Annotated in this window: 14 protein-coding genes and 1 pseudogene; 6 read left to right on the top strand and 9 right to left on the bottom strand. The window is 56.0% G+C overall.

Going from position 1 to position 19,400, the window contains the following annotated elements; all coding sequences use genetic code 11:
- Positions 1–96 precede the first annotated feature (96 nt).
- Positions 97–1,728: an MFS transporter gene (locus ACGYKA_RS18165; protein ID WP_271690036.1), complete on the top strand. Its 1,632-nt coding sequence runs from the start codon at positions 97–99 to the stop codon at positions 1,726–1,728.
- Positions 1,729–1,805: 77 nt separating this feature from the next.
- Here the strand turns inward: ACGYKA_RS18165 and ACGYKA_RS18160 are convergent, their stop codons facing one another.
- Positions 1,806–3,332: a sensor histidine kinase gene (locus ACGYKA_RS18160; protein WP_271690037.1), complete on the bottom strand. Its 1,527-nt coding sequence runs from the start codon at positions 3,330–3,332 to the stop codon at positions 1,806–1,808.
- 350 nt (positions 3,333–3,682) lie between these two features.
- Between ACGYKA_RS18160 and ACGYKA_RS18155 the strand changes: the two genes are divergently transcribed.
- Together ACGYKA_RS18155 and ACGYKA_RS18150 are read left to right on the top strand one after the other, a co-directional pair.
- Complete coding sequence (locus tag ACGYKA_RS18155; protein WP_394439500.1) at positions 3,683–4,063, top strand: response regulator; 381 nt, start codon at positions 3,683–3,685, stop codon at positions 4,061–4,063.
- Between the two features lie 1,289 nt (positions 4,064–5,352).
- On the top strand, positions 5,353–5,841 hold the full coding sequence (locus ACGYKA_RS18150) for a hypothetical protein (protein ID WP_276155313.1): 489 nt from the start codon (positions 5,353–5,355) through the stop codon (positions 5,839–5,841).
- 1,125 nt (positions 5,842–6,966) lie between these two features.
- On the opposite strand, the gene ACGYKA_RS18145 is transcribed toward ACGYKA_RS18150, so the two are convergent.
- The 3 genes and pseudogenes from ACGYKA_RS18145 to ACGYKA_RS18135 all read right to left on the bottom strand — a co-directional run bounded on the left by ACGYKA_RS18145 (position 6,967) and on the right by ACGYKA_RS18135 (position 9,700).
- Positions 6,967–8,193 (bottom strand): type II toxin-antitoxin system HipA family toxin, encoded by a 1,227-nt coding sequence (locus tag ACGYKA_RS18145; protein WP_271690044.1) that lies wholly within the window; start codon positions 8,191–8,193, stop codon positions 6,967–6,969.
- A gap of 2 nt (positions 8,194–8,195) precedes the next feature.
- Entirely contained in the window at positions 8,196–8,507 is a 312-nt protein-coding gene (locus tag ACGYKA_RS18140) for a helix-turn-helix domain-containing protein (protein WP_271690045.1), read from the bottom strand.
- Positions 8,508–8,668: 161 nt separating this feature from the next.
- Positions 8,669–9,700, bottom strand: a pseudogene (locus ACGYKA_RS18135) (IS1595 family transposase).
- Positions 9,701–9,920: 220 nt separating this feature from the next.
- Between ACGYKA_RS18135 and ACGYKA_RS18130 the strand changes: the two are divergent.
- Complete coding sequence (locus tag ACGYKA_RS18130) at positions 9,921–11,180, top strand: GAF domain-containing sensor histidine kinase (protein WP_271690046.1); 1,260 nt, start codon at positions 9,921–9,923, stop codon at positions 11,178–11,180.
- The gene (locus tag ACGYKA_RS18125; protein ID WP_394406253.1) at positions 11,173–11,373 is read left to right on the top strand and encodes a MucR family transcriptional regulator; all 201 of its coding nucleotides are present in this window, start codon (positions 11,173–11,175) and stop codon (positions 11,371–11,373) included. The genes ACGYKA_RS18130 and ACGYKA_RS18125 overlap by 8 nt, the downstream gene beginning before the upstream one ends.
- A gap of 639 nt (positions 11,374–12,012) precedes the next feature.
- Here the strand turns inward: ACGYKA_RS18125 and ACGYKA_RS18120 are convergent.
- From ACGYKA_RS18120 to ACGYKA_RS18100, 5 genes are all read right to left on the bottom strand, one after another.
- The gene (locus ACGYKA_RS18120) at positions 12,013–13,245 is read right to left on the bottom strand and encodes a type II toxin-antitoxin system HipA family toxin (protein WP_271690048.1); all 1,233 of its coding nucleotides are present in this window, start codon (positions 13,243–13,245) and stop codon (positions 12,013–12,015) included.
- Entirely contained in the window at positions 13,238–13,837 is a 600-nt protein-coding gene (locus tag ACGYKA_RS18115) for a helix-turn-helix domain-containing protein (RefSeq protein WP_271690049.1), read from the bottom strand. The genes ACGYKA_RS18120 and ACGYKA_RS18115 overlap by 8 nt, the downstream gene beginning before the upstream one ends.
- Before the next feature lie 313 nt (positions 13,838–14,150).
- Positions 14,151–14,564 (bottom strand): cytochrome c, encoded by a 414-nt coding sequence (locus tag ACGYKA_RS18110; RefSeq protein ID WP_271690050.1) that lies wholly within the window; start codon positions 14,562–14,564, stop codon positions 14,151–14,153.
- Between the two features lie 37 nt (positions 14,565–14,601).
- Positions 14,602–16,263 (bottom strand): ABC transporter ATP-binding protein, encoded by a 1,662-nt coding sequence (locus ACGYKA_RS18105; RefSeq protein ID WP_271690051.1) that lies wholly within the window; start codon positions 16,261–16,263, stop codon positions 14,602–14,604.
- Between the two features lie 173 nt (positions 16,264–16,436).
- Positions 16,437–17,717 (bottom strand): glycosyltransferase, encoded by a 1,281-nt coding sequence (locus tag ACGYKA_RS18100; protein ID WP_271690052.1) that lies wholly within the window; start codon positions 17,715–17,717, stop codon positions 16,437–16,439.
- A 121-nt stretch (positions 17,718–17,838) separates the two neighbouring features.
- Between ACGYKA_RS18100 and ACGYKA_RS18095 the strand changes: the two genes are divergently transcribed.
- Entirely contained in the window at positions 17,839–19,269 is a 1,431-nt protein-coding gene (locus ACGYKA_RS18095) for a glycosyltransferase family 1 protein (protein WP_271690053.1), read from the top strand.
- The last annotated feature ends 131 nt before the right edge of the window (positions 19,270–19,400 follow it).

Below are 19,400 nucleotides of genomic sequence, written 5' to 3'. Positions count from 1 at the left end.
TGCGCAAGTCCCAATTGCAAGATAATACGGGGCGGTATCGACAGTTAGGGGACAAACCACATATCGAATAGGGACAGCTATACGAGGCCCCTAGTTTTGCCCGACCGCATTTCGCCCCTAATCCTCTTTCGCAACCAGACTTTCCGTTCTCTTTGGATCGCCGCGCTGGCGTCGAACTTCGGCGGGCTGGTGCAAGCGGTGGGCGCGGCCTGGCTTATGACGTCGCTGTCAGAGTCGCAGAACATGGTGGCGTTGGTACAGGGCTCTGTCGCGCTTCCGATCATGATTTTTTCGCTGCTGGCGGGGGTCTTTGCCGATAACTTTGACCGCCGCCGGGTCATGTTGATCGCGCAGAGTTTTATGTTCGGGGTCTCAATTCTACTGACCTTTATGGCCTTTGAGGGCTGGCTTACGCCGTGGCTGCTCTTAGCGTTCACATTCTCTATTGGTTGTGGCACCGCGCTGCACAACCCATCTTGGCAGGCGACCATGGGTGACATTGTTAGCCGGGAAGAGCTGCCCTCGGCGGTATCGCTGAACTCGATGGGGTTCAACCTGATGCGCAGCATCGGGCCTGCGGCAGGCGGGGCGATTGTCGCGATCGCGGGAGCCGCGGCTGCCTTTGCTGTCAATGCGCTAAGCTATGTGGCGATCATTCTGGCTTTGCTGCGCTGGAAAGCGCCCCTGCGCGACACGCATTTACCACGTGAACCGATGGGCAGCGCCTTTTCTGCGGGGCTGCGCTATGTTGCCATGTCGCCCAATTTGATGCGTGTCATCCTGCGCGGTTTCTGGTTCGGCCTTTCGGCCATAGCATTGTTGGCCCTGCTGCCGGTCGTGGTGCGCGAGACGCTTCAGGCGACAGCTTTTGTCTATGGCATTATGCTAGGCTGTTTTGGCATGGGCGCCGTCTTCGGCGCCTTGACGAATGCGGCTCTGCGGGCGCGATTTCGGAATGAGATCATCGCGCGTGGCGGTTTTGTTGGGTTCGCACTGAGCTGTGTCGTGCTGGCAGTGAGTACGCATCCTGCTCTGTCGGGCGGCGCTTTGATGCTGGCCGGTGCGTGCTGGGTGCTTTCACTGTCGATGTTCAACGTGACGATCCAACTTTCGACGCCGCGTTGGGTCGTGGGCCGGGTAATCGCCCTTTATCAGACCGGCACCTTCGGGGGCATGGCCGCTGGCAGTCTGATCTGGGGGATCGTCGCTGACCGGGGCGGCCCGGAAGTCGCTCTCGTCGGGGCCAGCGTAATGCTTTTAATCGGCGCGTTGATCGGCTTGCCGCTGCCGCTGCCTGAGTTCAGCGGGCTCAATCTTGATCCCCTAAACCGCTTCAAAGAGCCCGACACGCGGTTTGATCTTAGCTATCGCAGCGGACCAGTGATGGTCATGGTTGATTATGAGATCGCGCAGTCCGATGTGCCGGAGTTTCTAGCCGCGATGAGTCTCCGGCGTCGGGTGCGCATCCGCGACGGTGCGCAGCAATGGGCGCTGTTGCGCGATCTGCACCGGCCAGAGCACTGGAGTGAAAGCTATCATGTGCCAACCTGGGCCGAATACGTCCGTCACAATGAGCGGCGGACCAATGCAGATGCAGAGCTATCGGATCAGCTCAGACGGCTACATCGCGGAGAGACACCGCCCGAAGTGCATCGAATGATCGAACGGCAAACCGTGCCACTGCGCGACGACATGTTGCAAAAGGAGGGCGCGAGCGACGCCCATTAAAAATGATCAAAGCTAAAGCGCTTATCTTGTCCAAAGTGCTGCTCCGGCGCCGATGCCCCCTTCGATCTTAGGAGCGGTCACGCCACGGGGAATTCGAGAGAAAAGATCGTTCCCTCGTCGAACGCATAGCTGTAGGTGCCGTGCAATTGCAGGGCCATGCCTCGGATGATTTTGGTCCCCATGTTGATGGGACGTGTCCTGGGGTCAAACCCCGGTCCGTTGTCGGCTATGATGAGGTTGGCTTGCTCGTTGGTAAGGAGCTTAAGGCTCACGCGGATCTCTGCGGTGCCTTCTTCTGATTTCGCGTGTTTTAGGGAGTTGGTGACGACTTCGTTGATCAGCATCGCCAGTGAGGTGGCTTGCTCATGGTCAATCGAAACCTGATCTATATCGAGGCTTAGGTGATCTGAAGCGCCATGAGCCTTGAAGATGTTTTGCGTCACTGAAGTGATGAAGGCCGGCGCATCTAGGGTGGCATATTTGTCGTGGTTGTACATATGCTCGTGGACGGTGGACATGGCAGAGAGGCGCAGCTTGAAGTTGGTCTCCACGGCTTTGGGAAGTTTGTGCATGGCGACCAGTGCTTGCATCGCCTGCATGTTGTTTTTGACCCGATGGTGGATTTCCCGAAACAGCATTGCATTTCGTTCAAGCGCTTCCTCGAGGGCCTCGTTTTTTTGTGCTTCCCGCCTCAAAAGCCGGATGATCCAGATGGCACATGCCGCGAGGGCCAGAAGGGTGGGGATGACAATCGCCAAAAACACCTGAATACGCCGCCAGAAACGCGCCATGGCTTCTTCATAGCCATTTGACGCGATGGCGATGAGCCCCCTGTTTGGGAGGGTTTGATAGCCTACAAACCTTTTCTCTCCGTCTATGGGGGACGTGTCGATATAGGTCCCCGCATCCGCGTTGGGCAAGTGATCTTTGAAGATTGTGTGTTGCCTCAGGTCCACGGGGCCATCGACCGGGGGGAAACGGGCCACCAACATGCCATCTGTACGCAAGATCGCCAGAGCAGCGCTTTGCCCAAGGCCGAGAGATGTCAGCAGATCTTCCAGCAAGGCCGCATCAAAGGAAATGATCGCGACACCTACAAACACGCCCTCCCGCTCAAGGCGTTGACTGAATGTGAATATTGGGCTGCCGTCGATGCGGCTGGTAAGAAGTGAAGAGGTAAAGAACTGCTGCCCTCCGGCGGGGGCCGTAAAATACTCTCTGTCGCGAATATCTATATTGGGCGCATCGGGGTCAGTAGTGTAAAGGGTTTGCCCCTCGGCGGTCACGATATAGGCTTTGGCGCTGTCGGGCAGTCCTTCTAACGCATCCTCGATGGTCGCTAAGGTTGCAGCCTGGTTGGCCCGAACATCGGCACCCAATGCAAAATCCATCCGGCGCAGTGCCTGTTGGGCCACTTCGACGATCCAGCCGGTGTTGATCTGGACAGCCTTTGCGGCGGCGGCCACCGAGCTCTCGGCCCGATCTTCCGCCGAGTTGAACTCTTGATAGACAAGCACCGCCAGGATGCTTGAATAGATAAAAAAGGTCGCGGCGATGAATATGGTCGCGGCGCGCACGGAGCCGGTAATCGTCCTGGTCACCATGAAGACTTCCCCTGCAGTTGCTGGACGGAAAGACATAGCGCTCCGGCAACGGTCTGCACTTAGAGGTATTTTACCGGAAGTCTATGAGCCAGCGTCTCTAGGTATAGCGGGTCATCGCACGAGCCTATGCCGGGGGAGGAGAAAAGGCCCGCATGCAACGCTGGCGTGGGTCTGGTGTGGCCCAAAGACCGTGAATTTATGCGTCCCTGTCTGCCTCGGTGGCACTGCGATGCGCATGCGGCGCGTAGAAGGAGCTGCGTTGCGTCTGCAACATCCGGAATTTAGGTAGTATGGTGCGGAACTGAACAGCTTTTGCATGGTTGAGGTTGAGCAGTTGAGCAGGATTGAGAATGAACGCCAAAGTCGTATTACTGGTCGAAGATGAGGCGCTTATTCTCTTGGACATCGAAGCGGCCCTTGTTGACGAAGGGTTTGACGTGGTCCCGGCAATTAACGGTGCCAAAGCCATGGAGATTTTTGAAGCTGACCCGTCGGGCATCGACGCGGTCGTCACCGATATAAATCTTGGCAAGGGGCCGAACGGATGGGACCTCGCAAACCACATCCGGGCGTATCAATCTGAAATTCCGGTCGTCTATATGAGCGGTGACAGCTCTCATGAATGGAGCGCTAAGGGTGTCCCGGAAAGCACCATGATCCCAAAGCCCTTCGTACACGCACAAGTCATCACGGCTCTGTCCTCATTGATGAACCATTCGGACCAAGCCTGAGATGTAAAGAAACGTGGCAGGTCGCGCGGGCCGTGCTGAGGTTCTTCCTATGCTTTGGGATGTGCGCCGCCTGAGGTGAAGCGGGGACGCATTACGCTTTTGCTACAGCGGCTTTTCTGCGGTTTACTGTAATTCAGAGCCGCCATAGAAAGGGGCAGAAACTTGCCGCGGGGGAGCCTTATGATCCGAACCATCTTAGTTAGTGACTACATTCAAGTTCAGGGCGCGTTCGTGCGCGCGTCGAATGATGGAAACATCGTTGTTTGCACAGGAGAGGGTCAGTTCGAAGGGCGTCCGATCGGGCACCTTGGCAAGAAGCCGTCCTCACATGTAGTGCTTGCAGTCTCCTAAGATCCCAATGTGGCCGCAAGGCCGCATCTCGCCTGTCTGGGGGTCGCGTATCAACGGGAGTTCGCCTTTTTCGTAAGAAGCGCAAGCGGAGAGAAGCAGGGCTGATATCACGATGAAAAGTTTCATAGGGCATGGCTCCTAAGGCTTTTGGGCGTTGCGCGATCGGCCAACAGACTGCTTCTCTATATGAATTTATCCTTTGAACATTCAATGGAATTTTCGCCTCTGTAAGTGTGCGAGGGTAACCGCTTCGGAAAAATACTTTTGCGACCTGAAGAACTGCGTCTCTCCCCATAGCCCTGTCGGTGGAAGGTCTGCCGAAGCACTGGCAGAGAGCTGTCGTCTATCGCGAAAAGGCGCAATGGCTTTGCGTGGTCTGCGATGGCGACGGGCATATCGACTGACCTACTGGCGGCAGAAAGAGTAATAACGTGCCAAAGAGTAACACCCTAAGCCAAGGAGGCGCGCCGCTTGATCCTGAAGCGCTGTCTGAGGTGCTCGGATCTTTGGAGGACATGAAGGTCGGCGTTATCTCTTGCAGTCCCCGCCTCGCAGGAAGCATCATGTCAGATGCGGCCTTGGTGATCCGTGCTCTTGCAGAGAGGGCGGAGATCAAAATTGGTTAAAGGTGCGTAAGGGGTAACCGTTTGGCGGGCAACCGTTGGGGCGCTGGCGCTGCTTTCTACCGTGGTTTTTGACACGGTCTAGGAAAAAGCTGCCTATACTGCACGTATTGCTTGTTTAGATCAGGGGAAACGGGAATGGCGAGGATTACCTGGAAGGAGCCGGACCGCAGACGGGGGGCGAAATCTTGGTTGCTCCGACCAATTTGTTGGCTCATGGGTCATGGATATTACCAAGCGGATGGGGAGAGCTGGACGGAAGCGACGTTGGAATGCCCCCGGTGCGGGTTGGAGCATCCAAGATAGGAGATTGACGTGCAGGTCTTTGTCGCATCTCTTGAGCAGTGCCTCAAAGCAAAAAACTGGCCTGCGGCACTGTGCCTTGCGCTGACCCTGCCGGAGATGGCCGGTGCCGTGGAAAGCCCCGAAAGCGCTGCGCCGCAAAGATACGCACAGTGGTTCGATAAATGGGTGGGCGTTAAGTATCGAACCCGTCTTTTGTCTGGGCAACAGGCGCTGTTCTCCGGGTTCGACTGCTATGCCTTGAGGTGCGCGATGCTCTATCAGGAGCAGGACTCGGAGGCAGGTCGGCGCCGGTATGGAACAGATGCTCTTGATCGGTTTCAGTTTACCCAAGTCGCGGAAGAGCACTGCATGCATAAGAACCGGGCGCTTCAGCTCCACGCGGACCGCTTTTGCCGAGATGTTGCTGAGGGATGCGAAGCTTGGCTCAAATCCACTAAGAATGACGCCAGTAAATCGGCGGTCTTGAAGCGTGAGCTGAATATGACAATGCCCCTCTAGGGCTGCGTGCCAGTAAAGTCGCGCGGACGTGGCAAGCATCTCAATGATCAGCCCCTGGGTAACGGCTTTTCATATATGTCCGCGCCTTCCGATTTGGGTCAGACTTTAGATAATGGTGAAGGGTTTCACGGAGGCGGGTTAGATGGGGTCGTTCTCGCGGCGCCGATGACCTGTAAACATGGTCTTGGGGTAAGGCTTGCAGTACAGCGAGGCAGGGCATAGGCGGCAGACGAGCAATGCGTCACCTAGCTTAAACCTGACTTCGGGTATCCCTAAGGGGTGCGCGTCATACAAAATCACCCCTTTGCATCCGGCCAGCTACCGAGCGCCCAGAGGGGTGTCACTATTGGGTGCCGATAAGGGGTTATGGTTGCGTGCCGATTGACAATCAAAGTCCTTTAGGGGCGGATTTTGACTTGGGGCCTCAGGGTCCAATGGTTCGTAATAGAGGTCGACAAAAAACTGATACGTGGGGCCTTCGCGGGCATCCAAAAGGACGCTCGATAGACGATCTGGCGGCCCGAGCAGTCAGGCGGCTCTTGGCGGAGGCTTGGGCTGTGAAATCGTGGAATTGTGGCTTTGGCTATGGTTGAACAGACGGACTACTGGCTCACCCTTCCGGCAAGACATTTCAAATGGTGTTAAAGGGGAAGAAGTCGGCGCCTGTTTGTTGACATATTTCGGCCTCCGTATTTCCTTTAGGTGCTTAGAATTGTACAGTAGCGAAATTTATTAAATAGAATCAATTATATATCTGCATATCTCGGGTAGCCTCTTGCGCTTTCTTGGTGTGAAGCGGTTTTTTGCTATCCCGCTTATCCACCAAAGAAAGCGGCAGTATCACAATGACGCATTCCGTTCAGCGGGGCACGCCGTCCATGACAGGCGTCCCAAGGTGAGTTGGGGGTTTGCTTTTCAGGCAGCCCAGAACCGGGTCCATCCGAGCAAAGCTTCTCGGATGACGATTCCAGTCCAGCAGCGCAATGGCGCCGACCTGACAACGGTGATACGGGCACGGGGAGTGTAGGACTCAAAGCATTTGCCACAGGTCTCGTGCGACGGAGACGCCTGGTCGGCACCTGCATGTGCGGAGGGGGGGTAACACTGGTGTCTCGCAACCCGGCCTTACGTGGCGAAGTAGCCGGCGATCTGCTTGGTGCGCCGCGACGGAACTCCGGCGGCGTCTGCGTGTCGCGGCCAGTCGGCGATGGCGGCGCGAACCGGATCAATGAGCGCGGCGATCGCTGCAGGTTTCATCCCGAGCGCCTGCCCGACTGCCTCTACATGCTTCCTGCCGGGTCGGCGCCCCTCTCCGGCGATGGCGAGATGGTGCTCGCCGCCGGGCCCGTCGGAGAAGCTGACGTCGTAGGCCGGCGACAAGCGCCAACCGCCCCCAGCGTCCATCAGGAAGGCGTGGTTCTTCAGGTGATCATCCCGATTGTGGGCGAGGACGTTGAAGGCCATCCTGCGGAACATTTCGTCCTGATCTCCAGCATGCCGGGTGGTCCAACGCACCAGCTTATGCAGGTTCTCGTAATCGGTGGACGGCTGCCGGAAGTCGACGTCGAGCATGCCAGCGGCGGTATGCATATGCACCCGTCCGGCGCCTCTGCGGTCAAAGCGCTCAACGGCAAAGAAAGCATCGCCGCGCCCAGAGCGCAGCACCATCGTCCAGGGCATGGCGATACCGGCCGCCCGCGCCATCCTCGCGTAGGCCTCTTCCTCTTCGATCGCGGTCGGGCTGTCGGTTGTCGCCCGGTGCTTGATCAGCACCTGCCGTTCGCCGCGCTCCGGGGTTCGCCGATGGTCGCGCACGCGGCCGGTCTCCACATCGAGCAGGGCCACGAGTTTCGGTCGGGCGCCGGCAGAGCCACCGGCCGCCGCGCGGGCCTTGCGGAGGTCCTCCACGGAAGCGTCTTCGGCCATGCTGGTCGCGAGATCGGCGAACCACTCGAGGTCGACGCTGTTCGGGCCGACCACTTGCTCTTCTGGACGATAGATGAGGGCGCCCATGCCGTGGGTGCCGACGATCGCCAGACGGTCAACCGGAGTGATGGCGGTGCGACCGCTGCCGCGGCGCTCGAGTTCGCGGTCGATGAGCAACCGTCCCCAGCCGTCAGGGAGCGAGTCGCCGAAGACTCCAGGCAGGCCTTCGAAGGCGGCCGTATTGCCGGTGCGATAGAGCCCGGCCAGCGTCTTGATGTGGTAGGGCGAGATTGGGAGCGGGGCTGCGACGAAAGAGGGGTCCCATTCGACCGCAGCGGAGCGGCGGGCGGAATCCCAAGCGATCTGTCCCACGGGGCGGACATCGTCCGAGTCGAAGGCGATATCGACGCGAAGACGGCGGGCCATGGTTACGAACTCCTGCAGTTGCGAGCGCGCTGTCGCGTCGTTGGCTTGTCGAGATCATCGAGACGGGTCGCCTCGACAGCCGGGAACAGGGTGCCGAAGCCAGCGATGGCGTCGAGCGCGTCGGCGATGGCGAGCAGGCCAGTGAGGCTGATCTTCCCCTTCTGCTCGAAGACTTTTAGGGTCGCCAGAGGAACTCCGGACCGCGTGGCCAGGTCGCTCTGAGTTAGCCCAAGTGCGAGCCGGCGGTCACGAGCAGCCGCGCGAACCCTATCCTGCATCTCGGACGGCGTGTCGAGATTAAGCTTAAGGGTCATTATGATATCCTTTATTAGGATTTTTTGCTATTATGGATACTATATTAGTCGTTATCTTGGGGCAAGAAGGAAGTAGACTTGGTGCCCCGCACGCGATGACGCATTCCGTTCTTTGGGATCGCAGCAATGCGTGCTCTGTATGTCCCACGGAACGGAATGCGTCAGCATAACGGCCTGCATAGGCCGTATTCCTTCGAGCGGTGGACTTGCTTGCCGACCGCGCCCTGTAGGAGGACGCGCATCTGGTCAACCACTGGGATCGGCCGCCAGATTGTTGTCGATTTCTCTCGTGCAACGCCGGCTCTCGTGGTCCATTGCTTGACCACTTCCCGAACGGGCTCACGGTGGTTCCACCGCCAGACAATCTCGTCGAGGTATCGCTGAAGGTGCTGCCTTCCAAGATTGTGGTAGACCCCGACCAGGGCACGTTGCACCTGGGAGATCACGGCATCGGCCGTGTTCACGTGCGCGCCGGTCTCTGGATTGGCGTATTCTTTCCGGCTATGGATCACAGACTGATGGTCGGCCATGGTCTTTCCGAGTCCGATGTAGCTCTTGCTGCCATCGGTCATTAGACTGATCGTCGCCGGATCGACCCATTCCAGAAGAACCGGCTCGAGCGTGGTCCGTTTGTAATCAGAAACGACCCTGGCGCGCGCCTGTCCGTCGCGAGAGGCCGCGACGAAGATCATCGGCTTTGCTGTGCCCTTTCCCCTTTTGTTGTAGGTACCTGACAGAGACTTCGGTGCTCCTCCGACATAGGCCTCATCGACCTCGACAATGTCCTCCAGAGGCAGCAGCTCACCATTGCGGTAATACATCATCTCTCGGATCGCATGCCCCATTTTCCAGGCGGTCTTCTGGTTGACGCCAAGTAGCCGCGCCATCACGACCGAAGAGATCCCCTTGCTCGATGTCAGCACCAAGAACATCGCGGAAATTCAGACACGCAAGTCGAGCTTGGTGCTATGCATCGGTGTCAGTGTGGTGACCGTGAACTGGAGACGGCAATCACGACACTGGTAAAGCCCAGGGCGGCATGTCTTGCCTCGTAGCGGCGACGAGGCCACCGACCCGCAGTGCGGACAGTGCCTGCCAGTTGACCATATGAGATTTTCCAGAAAGCGTCGCGCGTGCATCTCGCTCGGCATTCTTTTCCAGATGTCCGGGATCGACTTCAGTTCGGTGATCATCAATGCTCTCCGTTCGTTCCGCCAGGCGAGCAATGTTGGCACGTAGGCTGTTTGACGAAAAAACCGGGAGAATCGCGCAAAATACGGCAAAAGCGCGGAAAACCTAAGTTACACCAACACCTTGCAATATTCGCTACTTTTTAGTGTGGATAGGCGGGTTTGCTATTGATTGTCCCCGCAGCTTTGATTTTGCTCAAACGGTAAGCCAGAGGATGGAATTGTGACCTTAGATTATGATGTTTCCCACGCTTTCCGCGAAACTGAAGCCATAGATCTGGGGGCGTCTTTATCTGAGCGAGACGCGCGCTTTGATAAGCTCACGAACATAGCATCCCTTACCATGCAGGCGCCTGTATCTCTTCTTACGATTATCGACGATGCCGGGGGCCAGCAGATTTTTAAATCAGCTTCTGGCTTGACAGGAGAGCTTTTCCAAACGCGCGCAACACCGCTAAGCCATTCTTTTTGCAAGTATGTGCGCGACAGCGGTAAGCCGCTTTTGGTTCGAGACGCTCGAACACACCCCGAACTTAAGTATAACCCAGCTGTCGCAGAGTTCGGGATCATCGGGTATCTTGGGGTTCCGTTTCGCAATGAACAAGGGAACGTAGTTGGTGCTTTATGCTGTATAGACCATCAACCGAGGAACTGGGATGAGAATGATGTCGAAATCCTTACCCGATTGGCTTCCATCGCAGCTGATCAGCTTCACTTGAACTCTGCTGAAACCGGACGCGTAAAAGCCAAACGCCTAGCCGAGCAAGCAGCGGCAACCCGGGCAAGCTTTCTGTCGCATGCCAACCATGAAGTGCGAACCCCACTGAGTTCGATTGGGGGAGCAACCCGCCTTCTAAGTACACTTATTACCGATGAGAAAGCGCGCAATCTTGTTGGCGTAATCGAGCGGAATGTCTCTCGGCTGAGCGCAGTTGCGGATGATCTCGTGCGAATTGCTGACTTAGACGATGCCAGCTCTTCTATTGCCGCGGAAACCTTTAACCTAACGGAAGTCGTTCGTAGCATTGTAGAAGAGCATCAAGGCGCCGCTAAGGCTAAAGGGATAGGTCTTACGTTCACCTGCAGCCTTAAAGATAACCCGCTTTTACTCTTTGATGCGCAATCGCTCACTCAAGTCATTCAGCGCCTTCTATCCAACGCGGTGAAGTTTACTTCCGTGGGCGAAGTGCATGCTGCGATCGCCCCAGAGCGCTGCCGTGATGGTGTCACCCTCCGCATTAGCGATACGGGTTGTGGTATTGAATCTGAGCAACTCGGAAGGCTGTTCGAGGAGTTCGAAGCCCACAATCCAAGAACGGCACGTCAAGGCGGAGGTACAGGGTTGGGTATGAGCATCGTTCGCCGCGAAGTTGAGCGGATGGGGGGCGAGATTTCAGTATCCAGCCGTCCAGGAGAAGGAACGACTTTTGTCGTATTTTTGCCTGCCAGTCTTGGCGCGTATTGCAGCGAAGTCGATGAATAGGACCAAGAGGGTGACTTTCATCTTTCCGCTTGCCTTGAATGGGGGAAAGATGAGCCTTCTGCGGCGCCACCTAAGCCAAGTGCGTGGACTGACGCCTGAGGCATATCGCGCAAAATGGAAGTTGGCGAACGACTACGCACTATCGGGCGAAAACTATAGAAAGGATCGACAGGCGGTCAAAGACTTGATGTGAGTGCAGGAGCACAACTGGGAGACGGGAAGTTCATCTGTGAACAGACTTGGAAGCTTGGCCCTGTAGGGGGGTGATCGGCGTCCAAAAATGCCCCCCTTATACTGATGTGGACAATGCTCCCGGCGAATTCTCGACCGCTCCTAAGCACCGCCTTTCGAAGGTCGCGCGCGTAGAGCCTCATTGATCAATGATACACACTTGTAGCATTCTCTCAGAGCCTTCATGAAAGATACAAGGCGGTAGCAATGTGCATTTGACGGCAGCAAAGTTGCCGAACTGTATCAAGAGGGGCTACCATGCAATTGAAGCCCGCAGAACAACGTCTGGCCCGTCAGTTTGGCGAGTACGTCCGCGCCCGGCGCAAGACGCTTGGCTATCCCAAGATGATCTCACCTCCATGATCGTAACCAACAGACGCTTTATCAGCGGACTGCAGCGGGGAAAGGGCGCCAGCTATCTTGGCTCATCCCTAGCGACCGCCGAAGCCCTGGGTATCAACATTTCCATTCTCTTCGAAGGCCCCCGAACGACGCTATTCTCTTCGCTTCCGAAGGCGTAGCTCATGGATATCTTTTTTGAAAGATACCGGAACATCCTAGGGAAATAGGTTTCGGGGTCATTCCAAGGGGTGGCGATGTTCTAAAGATGTTCTTTCATCAAAGGAAGGGTTGGCAGTAGTGCATCAATGGCCGCCCTAACGTCTTCGAGCATCGGTAGGGCATCTTTTTCACGCTTCCAGAGCGATGCAAAATCGCTCGCGGTTTCTCGTGCCACGTCCAGAACCATTTTTCTAGGTAAAGCGGCTTTCGCGGCGAGATGGGAGATTTCATCTTCATCAAAGGCAGCAAAGTCTCGCACGCGGCTGTAGTTCAATGCAAAGCTATCACCCGTAATGTAGGGAATTGTTGATACAAAATCATAGGCTGGCGACAGGGCGGCCGTGCGTCGATCAGGGTAGATTAGCGACCAGTTCTTAAGATGCATATCCCCGTTGCCAATCAGCGTGTTGAACGTCAGGCGGCGTAAGAATTCGCGGATATCCTCATCCGATCCTTCTGCGCCAATGACAGTCGCAATATTGCGCATGCTCGCCTTTTTATACTTGTCTTCGCTATAGACGCCAAAGACTTGCGCGAAGTCTTCGATATGCGCCCGGTCGCCGCTGGAGCGCCGGTCAAATCGTTCGATAACGAAGGCCTTTGTGCCAAAGCGATCAGTGTCAACTGGAAGATTGGCGATACTCTCTATGTCGACGAGGTTAATGCGAGGTACGTCTATGCCGAGCATGCTGGCCAGCCGCATCATTGAGAATTCGTTTTCAGGGACGCCTAGGTAGTCCCGTGACGGCAGCTTAACGATCCAGTTGCCGCCGGTGCCCGACGCGGGAATAGTCAGCCCACCACTTGCGGCCTCAATGGCGGAGAATTTCAGCTGAACGCCTGCAAGAGAGAACCGAAGCATGTTATCTTTGGGGTTCAGTCCGTCTTTGCCCGTTACATGCGCAGCCTCCGGTGGCCAGATTTCGCCGTCCGCAGGCTTGATCGTAATCGCCCCGGGAAGGTCACGCCCTAGGGCCCAAAGCAAAAAGAATTCTCGCTCAGCATTCACGCCTGCTTGCTCTGCGAGGTACTTGCGCAAGTGCCCCTCCGGCAAGAGGTTGGAGAAGAACGGCATGACCTGCTTTTGGACTGGCTTAAACTCCGTACGCAGGTCGCCGAATTCATCTTTGAAGAACAGGCCAAGTGTCGGGCGGTCAGCGCTCTCGATATAATCTTCGTTGAACGCGAACAGACTGCGATCCCCCGGGACGCGTGTCAGCGTGCCGATAGCTTCTCCATAAAGCTCGACATTTAAAACAGAGACATCAGCCATCACTGCCCTCCTCGTCCAGGCTGTAGGCGGGTCTGCTGGTTGGTTCGCTGATCATGCGTGACGGCACATTATGTGCTAGCATATTGCGCAGGCGCTGCGTCTCTCTGGCAATTTTTTCGAGTTTCTCAAGGTCTCCAGAACTTTTAATTCTTTCAATATCTTGGCGGATCCGCTTGATTGAGCCAGTCTCCTGCCAGATGTTGTGGAAGTCATTCAGTTCTTGAAGATGCTTTTGTAGCGCGTTTGCCGCAAGACTCTCATGGAGAGATGACGACAGTGTATCGAGGACGCGCTGCGCGCGCGCGAGCTCACGTAGTGCATCGTTATTGCTATGAGGTTTGTGGCTGCCCGTACTGCGCACAATCGACCTGACGGCTGGGACCGATTTACGCGGTATCATCGTCAGTTCAAGGTCAAGCGCATGGGCAAGTGAAGCAAGACTTGAGAGCCGCAGATCGACTGCGTTGCTCTCGATCTTTGAGATATGCGACTGTGGCACGCCTGAGCGAGCGCTAAGCTCTCTTTGACTTAATCCCTTGTTTTCACGTGCCAGCTTCAGGGAAGCAGCGATGTTTTCGCTAGCGTAACTCATTTTTGATCTGCCTTTGCACATCAAAATCAACTCCTGATATGCAATGATATATCAGGTATGCGGCGTGGCATCAATAATGATATGCGATAGTAGATCATCCGGTGAAAATGATCTGCCTGTGCATATCAAAATTTGCACCGCTTATAACAACCCAGAGCCCTAGAAGGGCGGCATCTAGAGTGCTTATCCACATTTTGCCATGGACTGCTGTCCATGCCAGCGCTCACCGCTTATGGATAGGTTTCATTGCCATTTTGGTGAACGAGCCCGAAGGGATGCATGAGGGAGCTTCATGCCTTACACACGAAGGCCCTTATCGCTGAATGCTTTCGAGATAGACCAGCAAGCCTGCCAACTCACGTGGGGTTGGGGTGAGGACGCCATTTATCTCAACCGGCACGGTATCATGTGCCATTGCCCCGCCAAACTGCGGCATAGGGCGTTCCATATTACGTTGCTCTGGATGCCCGTAGATATAGCTGAGGGCCCGCGCGCGGGGGAACGTGCCGTCGTTCTTACGGGCCAGCAGGGTGAGGTCTGTCGGCGCTTGGTCAAGGTTTGCGGCTAGAACGCCGTCTCCTTTTCCTGATGCGCCATGGCACGCAACGCAGTTTTTGGCGTAGAACTGAGCGCCATCAGGTGCTTCTGGCATGGAAGGTACTGTACAGGCTGCAAGCGCGATACCAGCGCTGGCCAAAAGGAACAGGGGCAGTTTGAGCGATGGCATATCTATTCCTTTAGATGTGAAGGCAAACGCAGCTCACTCAACCATAGCTGCTGCGTTGCGCATTGAACATAGCGGCATAGAGCCCTTCTTCGGCCATTAACTCGGTATGCGTGCCCTCTTCAACCACCCGGCCCTCGTCAAGGACATAGATATTATCGGCGTGGGTTACCGTCGACAGGCGGTGAGCGACCAGGATCGTGGTTTTGCCCTTGGAAAGCTCGTGGATGGCGCCGCGCACTTTCTCTTCGGTACGCTGATCGAGCGCAGATGTGGCCTCATCGAGCAGCAAGATTGGGGCGGACCGCAGGAACGCCCGGGCGATGGCGATCCGTTGTTTCTGCCCGCCTGAGAGTTGCGAGCCTTTTGGCCCCAGGGGCGCATCGCCGCGGTCGCGCATCAATTGGTCGATGCCTACAAGTTCAGCCGCGCGCCAGATTTCTTGTTCAGTGGCGTCGGGGCGCACATAGCGAATGTTTTCGTAGATCGAGCTGTTGAAGATGACGATGTCTTGAGCGACCACGGAAAAAGATTGGCGCAGCTTGTCGACGCGCAGCTCTTTCACGGGCGTCCCGCCGATGGTCACAACCCCTTCGCTGACATCGTAGAGCCGGGCGATGAGGCTGAGAACGGAGGTTTTACCGGACCCGGTTGCCCCGACGATGGCGGTGACCTTGCCACCCTCAAAAACCATGTTCACGTTGTGGAACAGGGGGTGTTTCTCGGAATACTGGAAGGTGACGTCATCCAGAATGATGTCGCCCGTGGCGTTGAACGTCTCTTTGGCGTCCGGCGCATTGGTGATGCTGGGGACTTCGCGGTAGAGTGAGCGCAGACTGTCGAGGATGATCAAGCTGGCTTGCATGCTGACAAAGAAGGCAGTGAGGCGGCGTGCAGGATCAAAGATCAGGGCCATGCCAATCATAAAGCCGATGATGCCGGCGCCATCCATCTCAAACCCTGGGCTGAGGGCCATGTAGCCTCCCACCCCGATGATGAGAACATAGATGATTGCGGCCAGCACATCGACGGTAGGGCTCATCATCGCCTGCAGTCTTTGCAGGCGAATAGAGAGGTCTTTGATCTCACCGGTAGCTTTGTTCAGGCGGGCTTTTTCCACGGGCTCTTGGTTGGAGATTTTGACGGTGCGCATGCCGTTCGTCATCTCTTCGATCCCGGACATGTAGTTGCCCATGGCATTCTCGGCGTTTGCCTGCGTGCCTTTGATGCCTTGAGAGATCCGCCGGACCACGATCGTGATCGTGGGCATGACGATGATCACCAGCATGAAGAGGGCTGGATTTTTCCAGATCAGATAGCCCGAAACGGCAATGATGGTCACGGTATCGCGCACCGCGTTGACCGTGGTCTGGCCAATGAAGCCCGACAGATCCTGCGCCTGATTGACCAGCCGCAGGATGATATCGCCCGACTTTGTCCGCTCAAAAAACGCCAGATCCAATGTCATCATGTGATCAATCAGATCGCGCCGCATCTTGAACACCGCGTCGCTGGCCAGCCAAGCCGAGAGCCTGGGAACCCAGTAAGACATCACCGCGCGCAAAGCAAAAATCGCCAGCACCATGCCGCAGACCTTTACCAGCCCTGTGACCGTGCCTTCGTCGAAGATCACCCTTAGCCCGCTTTCCGTGAGGGCGATAAACTGTTGATAGGCAAAGCCCTGAACCAGGATCATCAGCATCACCAGGCCCAACCAAGGCGTGCGTTGCTTCAAGTAGGTAGACCAGAACCAGGAGATGTTGTCCTTATCTTGGTCATTGAAGAGCGGCGCACGTTTTTTGCCTTTCGGTGCGGCGTTTGTCGTGTCTACTGGTTCTGCTGCTGCAGTATGATCTTGCTTGGCCATGGTCTGCTTCAGGCTTTCGTGGAACTGGCGGATACCGTGGCGATGATATCTGTCGCAACGTCTTTCCAAGTCCGGAGTGAGGAATGGTTGCGCCGTATTTTGTCTTTTGCAGCTTCATAGGCTGCGGGATCAGTATGCATTTTGTCGATAAGGGCTGCGAGCTCTCCAGGCTCGTTTGGATCGAAGTATTCCGCCAAATCCTTTCCTACTTCGCGCAAAGCCGGTGCCGAGGCGGAAATTCCGGGGGTTCCCAGCCATAGAGCTTCACCCAAAGGTAGGCCGAAGCCTTCCATATGGCTTGGGATAATGAGGGCGCGGGCTTTTTGATAGAGCAGGCGCAAGCTCGCTTGATTGGGGTTCAAAATGAGCCGCACTTTGTCTTTGATCGGCGCCAACTCTGGCTTGTCGAGATGCGCGACAGTTCTCTTTCTATGAGCGCCGGCCAAGACAAACAGCGGCACAGGGCGGCCGGTATCGTGCAAATGCAGCATTGCTTGGAGAATGCACTCAAGGTTTTTGCGCCCGGTCATCACCCCAACCCCCAGAAAATAGGGTGTATCGGGGATGTCGACATCGACCGCCTCATCGGTTGGGCGCAACTCATGGGGCAGGGGGACGGGCACAACGGGGGGGATGTCGGGTAAATGACCGGAGGCAGAAAACTTTTCGACTTCTGTTTTTGTAAAATGGGAATTGGTCATCACTTTTTCGGCGTGGCTGATGACGATTCCATTGTCGTGGGCAAAATTGCGCGCAAACATGCTTTGGCGGGGGTGTGCAAATTCATGCAGCGGGATCATGTCGTGGACCAGCGGATAGAACCGCGTGCGGATGTTCTGCTTATCCAAGGCGACGAGGTAATCTGCCATCATTTTGGGCCGTCCGAGGGAGACAAGGATTTGGCCTGAGAGATCAACTTCGCGCAGACTGCCTTCGGGGATTGCCCGGCGCCATCTGCGTAGGCAAATACGTTTCATCACTGTGCTCACAAGCGGGTAGAGTGCATCGCGCAGCCAATGAGGTTCGGGAAAGCTATAGCGAAAGCGCATAGGCTTTGCTTCAACCGGCATATTGGGGTCGCAGACACCTGTCTCGGAGGCAGATCCTATGTTTGGCTCAACCTCAAAAAAGCGATCATGTGCAGGAGAGAATACGACGAAGCGGACGTCAGCCGAGGAGCGGGCGAGCTCATAGCCCACCTCCATCACGGTGCGCGCGATGCCATAGTATTTGAACTTGACCCCAGAAGACAGAAATTGTTCTGAAAGGTCAAAATATATAGGGCTCATAAGTCGTCCTAACATCGTCTCTGGGGTTGAGGAACTTTAAATTGTTCTTCACTGAGCGTCGCAAAGCGGTGTTCTATCCCTCTTGGGGATTGTGCACCAGACTCAAGGAACCGCACCCGACATGTACTATTTTGACGTGACCGATATCCTAATCTACGTGGAAAAAGAAACCACTGTATCGGGTATTCAAAGGGTCTCTTTCGAAGTCATCCGCCGTATGGTCGCGCGCTTGGGGGCCGAGAATGTTCGGCTGAGTTACTGGGACCGGGGCCAACGCGCCTATGTCGCCATCGAGTCCAGTTTTTTGCGGGATATGGAAGAGTTCTCTCCCGATGATTTGGGGGCGGTGTTCTTTGGCAAGAAGGCACGCTCTCAACATGATGCGGCACCGACATTGGTGCGCTATCGCAACAGACCCCTGAAGTACTGGTTTTATCATAAGGTGCGTGCGTATCACGCGGCGCGCGGACATGAGCGCTATTTTGCCAAGATGGGCTCGAGCATTGAAGAATGGGAAGCCTTCAAGACGCGGCGCGCACCGCTTCAGGCGCGCGGGGTGCAGGAGCTTTCCCGAGAGGTTGTGAGCGAAACCGCGAAGCCAGGTGATCAGCTGATCATTCTAGGTGCGATCTGGAACATCGATGGGTTAGAGCCCGCTCTGCAGCGTTTGAAAGACGACAAGAGCCTTGAGATCTACCAGCTGGTGCATGATCTGATCCCGATCATTGCGACCGAGCATATTGCGGCGGATTTCTCGGGCGAATTTTATCACTGGCTGCGGTCCTCTTTGGACTATTGCGACCGCTTAATGGCAAACTCTCAAAATACCGCACGGGATTTGCAGCGATTTATGGACGAAGTCGGGCAGCAGCGCCCCATCGACGTGGTGCCGCTGGCACAGAAGTTCAACGTGGTGCACTCCAACCGGGTAAATGATCCTGCAAAGCCGTTTAAATCGCGTCTCAGCAGTTTGCAGGGGTTGCAGCAATCTGTGTTGAACCTGACCAAGACGCCTTTTGTTCTGGTCGTGGGCACGATGGAATCGCGCAAGAACCTTTGGAGTCTTGCTCAAGCTTGGCAACGTCTTATTCAGACCCCGGGACTTGAGGTGCCCAAGCTTGTCTTTGCTGGCAAGCCGGGCTGGTATAACGGCGATTTTGAAGAGTTGATGTCAGCTACGGGCAACCTAGGAGGCTGGGTGCAGTTTGCCAAACGCCCCAGCGATACCGAACTTGGGTTTCTGTATGAGAACTGCCTTTTTACAGCGACCGTGAGCTTCTACGAAGGCTGGGGGTTGCCGATCGGTGAAAGTCTGTCTTTTGGCAAGACCGCGGTGGTGGCAGATAATTCCTCCATGCCTGAGGTCGGTGGGGATTTGGTGGAATATTGCGATGCCCACTCCATCAGCAGCATCTATGAAGCCTGCCACCGGCTGATTGCGGATCCTGAACATCGGCGCGCTCTGGAACAGAAGATCAGCACAAGTGCGCTGCGCACATGGGACGATGTGGCGCAGGATGTTGAGGCCGTGTTGAACCACAAAGATGATTGAGCCGCGCGGCAAGAGATATCAAATGGCAAATCGCTCTCGGATATGGCACACTCCCTCACAAGGTTTCTGACGTGATATCTCATTACATTATGCGCGTTCTGTGAAGACGCGCGGCAGTAGGTGGATGGCGG

This window comes from Sulfitobacter sp. 1A15106 (genome assembly GCF_043556995.1).
Classification (GTDB): domain Bacteria; phylum Pseudomonadota; class Alphaproteobacteria; order Rhodobacterales; family Rhodobacteraceae; genus Sulfitobacter; species Sulfitobacter faviae.
Note: the sequence above shows the minus strand (reverse complement) of the source record. Positions and strands in the feature narration are given on the sequence as shown.